Source organism: Kitasatospora sp. NPDC024654 (assembly GCF_055559155.1).
On record NZ_JBVHLF010000253.1, the window covers coordinates 1 to 1,692 of the forward strand.

The 1,692-nt window shown below is 70.0% G+C and carries 3 protein-coding genes; 2 read left to right on the forward strand and 1 reads right to left on the reverse strand.

The features are described from left to right. A partial coding sequence (locus ACZ38L_RS39420) for a transposase (protein WP_465702964.1) occupies window positions 1-450 on the forward strand: 450 nt, incomplete at its 5' end. A gap of 136 nt (window positions 451-586) precedes the next feature. Here ACZ38L_RS39420 and ACZ38L_RS39425 read toward each other — a convergent pair. After that, a complete protein-coding gene (locus ACZ38L_RS39425; RefSeq protein WP_465702966.1) occupies window positions 587-1,027 on the reverse strand; it encodes a nuclear transport factor 2 family protein in 441 nt (146 codons plus the stop codon). 123 nt (window positions 1,028-1,150) lie between these two features. On the opposite strand from ACZ38L_RS39425, the gene ACZ38L_RS39430 reads away from it, so the two are divergent. Beyond that, window positions 1,151-1,692: TetR/AcrR family transcriptional regulator (locus ACZ38L_RS39430; RefSeq protein WP_465702968.1), on the forward strand; the 542-nt coding region annotated here is incomplete at its 3' end.

Sequence of the window (1,692 nt, forward strand, 5' to 3'; positions counted from 1 at the left end):
CACCTGGTGTGCACCCTCGGCGGACTGCCGATCGCCTTCGCGCTGACCGGGGCGAAGGCCGACGAGCGCGAGACCCTGCTCGACATCTTCGCCGCCGAGCCGGCACTCCTCGACGACCGTCGCGGGCAGACGCTGATCGGCGACAAGAACTACTTCGGCCGCGAGTTCGAAACACAGCTCGCCGAGCTGGGCGTCCAGCTACTGCGTCCGGCACGCAGGGGCGAGGCCGAGCGGGCCGGGTCACAGCTGTTCAAACCGTTGCGGCAGGTCATCGAGTCGATCAACGAGACCTTCAAGGGACAGCTCGACCTGGAGCGCCACCGCGGTCGCACTCCCGGCGGTGTGATCGTCCGCGTGCTCCAACGGATCCTCGCGCTGACCGCGGCGATTTGGCACAACCAGCACACCGGCCAGCCGGTCATGCGGTCACTGACCGCCTATGATCACTGACCCGGAAGCAGCTTGTCGGCACGACGGGAAGCCGGAGCGGCTTCCTCACGGCGAGTCCGTCCGAGAGCGCTGTCGGCGGAACGCGTCGCGGGCCGAGACCCTGGGGGGAGTCCCGACCCGCGGCCCCGCGCTCGCGCTACTTGCCGTCCAGCGCCGCGACCAGCTGCGGCAGGTCGCCGCCGGCCACGATGAGGGCCAGGTGGTCGTGGAAGTCCCGGCTGCTGACGATCAGGCCGTCGCGGACCCTCAGCACCTGGATGTTGGCGACCTCGAAGTTCCGCCCGGTCACCCGGTGGTGCACCTGGTAGTTCCATTCGGCGACGATCACCTCCGGGTCGTCGGTCTCCCGGATCACCACGTTCGTCGCGGTCAGCTCCACGGGCGAATGCTGCGAGACCTCCGCGAACCGCTCCTTGAGTGCGGCCCGCCCCTCGAACCGGCGCGGCCCGACCGGCTCGAAGGCGGTCTCCACCACGGTGTCCTCGGCGTAGAGCTCGGCCAGCTCCGCGAACCGCCCCGCGGTGATGCCCTCGAGGAGCTTCTGGAAGACCTCGCGCGGTGACAGCGTTTCAGACATGATCAACCCCCTGCCGGATCCGTCGCTAGAATCGGACTGGCGACTCAGGTTTCATACGATACGGACTGGCGACTCCGGTTGTCCAGGGCTCTGCCGTCGGCGGGGAAGGGTGGGGTGGGAGGGATGAGCGACGCTCAGGAACGCCCGCTGCGGGCGGACGCGGCCCGCAACCGGGCCAGGCTGCTGGACGTCGCCACGGAGGTGTTCACCACCCGCGGCGTCGGCGTGCCGACCGAGGAGATCGCCCGGGCCGCCGGGGTCGGGGTCGGCACGCTCTTCCGGCACTTCCCGACCAAGGAGGCCCTACTGGAGGCGGTGATGGTGCGCAGGCTGGAGACGATCGCGGCCCAGACCGCGCAGCTGGCCGCCGAGGCCGAACCCGCCGACGCCTTCTTTGGCTGCTTCCGCCTGGTGATCGACCAGTCCGCGGGCAAGAACGAGTTCGCCCAGGCACTCGCCGCCGCCGGCGTGGACGCGCACGCGGCCCTGCAGGAGTCCAGCAAGGTGATCCAGGCGCAACTGTCCGAGCTACTGTCCGGGGCGCAACAAGCCGGGGCGGTCCGCTCGGAGCTGGGCCTGCCGGAGCTGATCGCCCTGCTGGTCGGCACCAGCACGACGATGGAGCACCTCGGGACCGACGTGTCGGCCCGAGAACGGATCTTCGA